Origin of the sequence: Streptomyces sp. UH6 (assembly GCF_013421635.1) — a bacterium.
In the GTDB taxonomy this organism is placed as follows: Bacteria; Actinomycetota; Actinomycetes; order Streptomycetales; family Streptomycetaceae; genus Streptomyces; species Streptomyces abyssomicinicus.
In genome coordinates this window covers 1-6,738 of record NZ_JACADT010000249.1, presented here as the reverse complement: position 1 = coordinate 6,738, position 6,738 = coordinate 1, and the positions used below count along the sequence as shown (strand labels likewise).

The following is a 6,738-nucleotide window of genomic DNA, read 5'->3' as shown; positions in this document are numbered from 1 at the left end:
CCCCGTCGGACGCGAAGCTCGCCGCCCAGCCGGCCCGTCACGACCTGACCCGCGAGCAGTTCTACTTCGTCCTGCCGGATCGTTTCGCCAACGGTGACACCTCCAACGACCGCGGCGGCCTCACCGGCTCCCGCACGGCCACCGGCTTCGACCCCGCCGACAAGGGCTTCTACCAGGGCGGCGACCTCAAGGGCCTCACGAAGAAGCTCGACTACATCAAGGGCATGGGCACCACCGCCATCTGGATGGCGCCCATCTTCAAGAACCAGCCCGTCCAGGGCACCGGCGACCAGGCGTCGGCCGGCTACCACGGCTACTGGATCACCGACTTCACCCAGGTCGACCCGCACTTCGGCACCAACGCCGACCTGGAGAAGCTGATCGACGCCGCCCACGCCAAGGGCATGAAGGTCTTCTTCGACGTCATCACCAACCACACCGCGGACGTCGTCGACTACCAGGAGAAGTCCTACTCCTACCTCTCCAAGGGCGCCTTCCCCTACCTCACGAAGGACGGCGAGCCCTTCGACGACGCCGCTCACGCCGGGGGCCGCGACCGCTTCCCCGCCGTCGACTCCGGCTCCTTCCCGCGCACCCCCGTGGTGCCGGAGGCGAAGAAGAACGTCAAGGTCCCCGCCTGGCTCAACGACCCGGCGATGTACCACAACCGCGGCGACTCGACCTACGCCGGCGAGTCCACCACCTACGGCGACTTCTCCGGCCTCGACGACCTGTGGACCGAGCGTCCCGAGGTCGTCTCCGGCATGGAGAAGATCTACCAGCGGTGGGTCAAGGACTTCGGCATCGACGGCTTCCGGATCGACACCGTGAAGCACGTCGACATGGAGTTCTGGACCCAGTGGGCCACCGCCCTCGACGCCTACGCCGCCAAGCGGGGCCGGGACGACTTCTTCATGTTCGGCGAGGTGTACTCCTCCGACACCTCCGTGACCGCCCCGTACGTCACCGAGGGCCGCCTCGACGCCACGCTCGACTTCCCGTTCCAGGAGGCCGCGCGCCAGTACGCCTCGCAGGGCGGCAGCGCGAAGAAGCTCGCCTCGGTCTACGGCGACGACTACAAGTACGCCACCGACAAGGCGAACGCCTACGAGCAGGTCACCTTCCTCGGCAACCACGACATGGGCCGCATCGGCCACTTCCTGAAGGCCGACGACTCCGACGCCTCGGACGCCACCCTGCTGCGCAGGGCGAAGCTCGCCAACGAGCTGATGTTCCTCGGCCGCGGCAACCCGGTGATCTACTACGGCGACGAGCAGGGCTTCACCGGCGCCGGCGGCGACAAGGACGCCCGCCAGACCATGTTCGCCTCGAAGACCGCCGACTACCTCGACGACGACCAGCTCGGCACCGACCGCACCCACGCCGAGGACGCCTTCGACACCGGAGCACCGCTCTACCGCCAGATCAGTGCTCTCGCCAAGCTGCGCAAGGCCCACCCGGCCCTCGCCGACGGCGTGCAGACCGAGCGCCACGCGGCCGACGGCGCCGGCGTCTACGCCTTCTCCCGCACCGACGCGAAGTCCGGGGTCGAGTACCTGGTCGCCTTCAACAACGCCGACGAGGCCACGTCCGCGACCTTCGCCACCGGATCCGCCGACGCCTCCTTCCGCGGCATCCACGGCACCGACGCCACCCTGCGGAGCGACGCCGACCGCAAGGTGACGGTCACCGTCCCGGCCGGCTCCGCCGTCGTGTTCCAGGCGAAGGCCCCGCTGCCCAGGCCGGCCGCCGCGCCCTCCGTCACCCTCACCGCCCCGGAGGCCGGCGCCACCGGCACCGTCACGGTGAATGCCGACGTCGACGGCGGACAGCTCAACCGCGTCGTGTTCGCCGCCCAGGTCGGCAACGGCCCCTGGAAGGTGCTCGGCTCCGCCGACCACGCGCCCTACCGGGTCACCCAGACCATCGGCGAGGACGTCCCCGCCGGCACCGCCCTGCGCTACAAGGCCGTCGTCGTCGACCGCGCCGGCCGCACCGCGAGCGACACCGCCGCCTCCACCACGGGCACCCCGCCCGCCCCCGAGGTCCCCGTCGCCGTCTCCCGCGACCACGTCCTCGTCCACTACAAGCGCACCGACGGCGACTACGACGACTGGGGCCTGTACGCCTGGGGCGACATCGCCGAGGGCGAGGCCACCGAGTGGCCCAAGAGCCACCCGTTCTCCGGCCGTGACGCCTACGGCGCCTTCGCCTGGGTCAAGCTCAAGCCCGGCGCCTCCGACGTCGGCTTCCTCGTGATCGACAAGGACGGCGACAAGGACGTCGCCGCCGACCGCACCGTCGACGTCACCAGCACCGGCGAGATCTGGATCGAGCAGGGCAAGGAGGACGTCCGCACCGAGAAGCCCGCCGACGCCTACCCCGAGCCCGACCGCACCAAGGCCGTCCTGCATTACCATCGTGCCGACGGCGACTACGACGGCTGGGGCCTGCACGTCTGGGCCGGCGCCGCGAACCCGACCGACTGGGCCCGCCCCGTGCAGCCGAGCAAGATCGACTCCTTCGGCGCGGTCTACGAGGTGCCGCTCGCCGAGGGCGCGACCAGTCTCAGCTACATCCTCCACAAGGGCGACCAGAAGGACCTCCCCACCGACCAGGCCCTCGACCTCAAGGCCAACGGCAACGAGGTCTGGCTCCTCGCCGGACAGGAGAAGTACCTGCTCCCGCAGCCCGCGGGCAGCTCCGGCGCCCTCGACCTGACGACCTCCAAGGCCGTCTGGATCGACCGCACCACCGTCGTCTGGGACGGCTCCCCGGCCGCCGCCTCCACCCAGCTGCTCGCCTCCCGCGACGGCTCCCTCGCGGTGCGGGACGGCGCGCTCACCGGCGACGCCACCTGGCTGCGGCTGACCGCGGGCAAGCTCACCGACGAGCAGAAGGCCCGCTTCCCGCACCTGGCCGAGGGCACCGCCTGGACCGTCGACCCGCGCGACGCCGACCGTGTCCGCGAGGCGCTGCGCGGCCAGGTCGTCGCCGCCCAGCACGCCGCCAACGGCGCGGTCCTCGCCGCCACCGGCGTGCAGACCGCGGGCGTCCTCGACGACCTGTACCCGAAGGCCACCCAGGCCGACCTCGGCCCGGTCTTCGACCGCAACCGCCCCACCCTCTCCGTGTGGGCGCCCACCGCGCAGGACGTCGACCTGGAGATCGGCTCGGCCACCGTGCCCATGCGGCGCGACTCCGCGACCGGCGTCTGGTCGGTCACCGGGCCCGCCTCCTGGAAGAACAAGCCCTACCGCTACGTGGTGAAGGTCTTCGCCCCCACCGAGCAGAAGGTCGTCGTCAACAAGGTCACCGACCCCTACTCGGTCGCGTTGACCGCCGACTCCACCCACAGCCTGGCCGTCGACCTCGGCGACCGCGCCCTCGCCCCCACCGGCTGGGCCGGCCTCGACAAGCCGCGGGCCGTGCCGCTGCGCGACGCGCAGATCCAGGAACTGCACATCCGCGACTTCTCCGTCGCCGACGACACCGTGCCGGCCGCCGACCGCGGCACCTACCGGGCGTTCGCCGACACCGGCAGCGACGGCTCGAAGCACCTGAAGGAGCTCGCCGACGCCGGCACCTCCTACGTCCACCTGCTGCCCGCGTTCGACATCGCCACCATCCCCGAGCGCACGGCGGACCAGGCGAGCCCGGACTGCGACCTCGCGTCGCTGCCCGCCGACTCGCCCCGCCAGCAGGAGTGCGTCGCCGCCACCGCGGCCAAGGACGCCTACAACTGGGGCTACGACCCGTACCACTACACCGTCCCCGAGGGCTCCTACGCCTCCGACCCGGACGGCACGAAGCGCACCACCGAGTTCCGGCAGATGGTCAAGTCGCTCAACGACAACGGCCTGCGCGTCGTGATGGACGTCGTCTACAACCACACCGCCGCGTCCGGCCAGGCGAAGACCTCGGTCCTCGACCGGATCGTGCCCGGCTACTACCACCGGCTCCTCGCCGACGGCGGCGTCGCCACCTCCACCTGCTGCGCCAACACCGCGCCCGAGAACGCCATGATGGGCAAGCTGGTCGTCGACTCCGTGGTCACCTGGGCCAAGGAGTACAAGGTCGACGGTTTCCGCTTCGACCTGATGGGCCACCACCCCAAGGCCAACATGGTCGCCGTCCGCGAGGCGCTGGACTCCCTCACCGTCAAGAAGGACGGCGTCGACGGCAAGAGCATCCTGCTGTACGGCGAGGGCTGGAACTTCGGCGAGATCGCCGACGACGCCCGGTTCGTCCAGGCCACCCAGAAGCACATGGCCGGCACCGGCATCGCCACCTTCTCCGACCGCGCCCGCGACGCCGTGCGCGGCGGCGGCCCCTTCGACGAGGACCCGGGTGTCCAGGGCTTCGCCTCCGGCCTCTACACCGACCCCAACTCCTCCGCCGCCAACGGCACCGAGGCCGAGCAGAAGGCCCGGCTGCTCCACTACCAGGACCTGATCAAGGTCGGCCTCACCGGCAACCTCGCCGGGTACCGCTTCACCGACACCTCCGGCAAGGAGGTCACCGGCGCCCAGGTCGACTACAACGGCTCACCCGCCGGATACGCCGAGGCCCCCGGCGACGCCCTCGCCTACGCCGACGCGCACGACAACGAGTCCCTGTTCGACGCCCTCGCCTTCAAGCTGCCGGCCGGCACCCCGGCCGGCGACCGGGCCCGGATGCAGGTCCTCGCCATGGCGACCGCCGCCCTCTCCCAGGGACCGGCGCTCTCCCAGGCCGGCACCGACCTGCTGCGCTCCAAGTCGCTGGACCGCAACTCCTACGACAGCGGCGACTGGTTCAACGCCATCCACTGGAACTGCGCGGCAGGCAACGGCTTCGGCATCGGCCTGCCCCCGGCGGCCGACAACGAACCCAAGTGGGGCTACGCCAAGCCCCTGCTGACCACGGTGTCGGTCGGCTGCGAGGAGATCCGGGGCGCCTCCGCCGCCTACCGCGACCTGCTCCGCATCCGCACCACGGAGAAGGCGTTCTCCCTGGACAGCGCCGACAAGGTGCAGCAGGAGCTGTCCTTCCCGCTCTCCGGCGAGAAGGAGACGCCCGGCGTCATCACCATGCGCCTCGGCGACCTCGTGGTGGTCTTCAACGCCACCCCCGAGGCGCAGGAGCAGCACGTCGGCGGTCTCGGTGACGCCGCGTACCGGCTCCACCCGGAGCAGGCCTCGGGCCTCGACCCGGTCGTGAAGTCCGCGTCCTTCGCGGACGGCACGTTCAGCGTCCCCGGCCGCACGGTGGCGGTGTTCACCGCCTCCTGACGCGCGGCGCCGGCACGGCGACGGCGACGCCCCCCGCACACCGCGGGGGGCGTCGCCGTTCGTGGCCGCGGGGGGAGCAGGTCAGTCGTTGACCTCGTTGCCGTAGTCCCGCTCGCACTGGTCCATCTCCGCCTGCGTCTCGGCCTGCTCGACGCACTCCTGGAGGTTCTTGAACTCGTCCGAGTTGAGGACCGACGCCCCGACGGCCACCAGCACCAGGGAGGCGATCAGCCCGATGCCGCCCAGCACCGCGCCGGCGATGGCCTGCTTCCCGTGCGGGGCGCCGTCGCGCCGGGCCCGGCGCATGCCCAGGATGCCGAAGACCAGCGCGAGCACCCCGAGCAGGATGCCGCCGAGCACGGTCCAGAAGAAGACGACCGCCAGGATGCCGAGGACCAGGGCGGGGATGGCGAGACCGTTCTTCGGCTGCGGCCGGTCGAAGGAGGACATGGCGTCACACTCATCTCTGGGAGGGTCCGACAGGGTACGAACTGCCGTCTTCCCCAGGAGCGTTGACGGATTCCTCACCGCCCTCGAAGGGCGGGCCGCCAGGCGAGGGGCGGGCCGCCAGGCGAGGGCCGGGCCGTCAGGGGGCCAGCGCGACGAGCCTGCCGATCAGCTCCATGAACGGGCCGTCCTCCGGCTCCTCGGCCAGCACCCGGCGCAGCAGGTCCGCCAGCGCGGGATCCGTGGTGGCGGCGACCGCGGCCAGAGCGGCGAAGTCGTGCACCAGCTGCACCTCCAGCTCCGCCCGGGGGATGCCCCGGCCCGCCAGCCACAGCAGCGCCGTCGACTCGGCGAGCGAGATCCAGGAACGCAGCAGCAGCTCCAGCCGGGGCGAGACGGGCGGCTCCATCCCCAGATGCTTCAGCATCTGCTCGAAGGCCACCTGCCGCACCCCGTCGACCAGCGCGTTCGTGGTCGACGACCCCACCGCCGGGCCGCCGCGCATCAACGCCGAGAAACCCGGGCCGTGCTCGTCGACGAAGTCGAAGAAACGGCGCATCACCCGCAGCAGCCGGGCGCCCAGCGGGCCCTCCCGGGGCTCCGAGAACCGGCCGGCCAGATCCTGCGAGGCCAGCTTCAGCGCCGCCTCGTAGAGGCTCAGCTTGCCCGGGAAGTAGTGGTAGACCAGGGGGCGCGAAATGCCCGCGGCGGCGGCGATCTCGTCGATGGAGACCTCGTCGGGCGAGCGATGACTGAACAGTTCGAGAGCGACGTCGATCAACTGCTGCCGCCGCTCCTCGACCCCCATTCTGCGGCGTACCCCGGTAGTCATACCAACACCTTAGCGGCGGCGTGGGGAGGGAGGCAGAAGAGCGGCCCCGGCCTCCGCGGGCGCCGCTCCCGACCGGCCCTGCCCCTCAACCCTACCCCTCAGCCCAGCCCCGAGACCGTCCGGCCGTCGGAGAGCGTCGCCCTGAGATCGGCGCGCGCCCCCTGCTCGGCGGGGGCGCTGAGGAAC

Annotated in this window: 3 protein-coding genes; 1 reads left to right on the top strand and 2 read right to left on the bottom strand. The window is 71.5% G+C overall.

Annotation, left to right across the window (positions count from 1 at the left end; genetic code table 11):
• Nucleotides 1–5,273: pullulanase-type alpha-1,6-glucosidase (gene pulA / locus HW445_RS14380; RefSeq protein ID WP_180221417.1), on the top strand; the 5,273-nt coding region annotated here is incomplete at its 5' end.
• A gap of 81 nt (nt 5,274–5,354) precedes the next feature.
• Here pulA and HW445_RS14375 read toward each other — a convergent pair.
• Together HW445_RS14375 and HW445_RS14370 are read right to left on the bottom strand one after the other, a co-directional pair.
• Entirely contained in the window at nt 5,355–5,723 is a 369-nt protein-coding gene (locus tag HW445_RS14375; RefSeq protein ID WP_180221416.1) for a DUF4190 domain-containing protein, read from the bottom strand.
• A 136-nt stretch (nt 5,724–5,859) separates the two neighbouring features.
• On the bottom strand, nt 5,860–6,552 hold the full coding sequence (locus HW445_RS14370; protein ID WP_180221415.1) for a TetR/AcrR family transcriptional regulator: 693 nt from the start codon (nt 6,550–6,552) through the stop codon (nt 5,860–5,862).
• Nucleotides 6,553–6,738: the final 186 nt, after the last annotated feature.

Excerpts from the sequence above, each read along its gene's own strand:
- HW445_RS14375 (WP_180221416.1), bottom strand. The coding sequence starts at position 5,723 with ATGTCCTCCTTCGACCGGCCGCAGCCGAAGAACGGTCTCGCCATCCCC.
- HW445_RS14370 (WP_180221415.1), bottom strand. The coding sequence starts at position 6,552 with ATGACTACCGGGGTACGCCGCAGAATGGGGGTCGAGGAGCGGCGGCAG.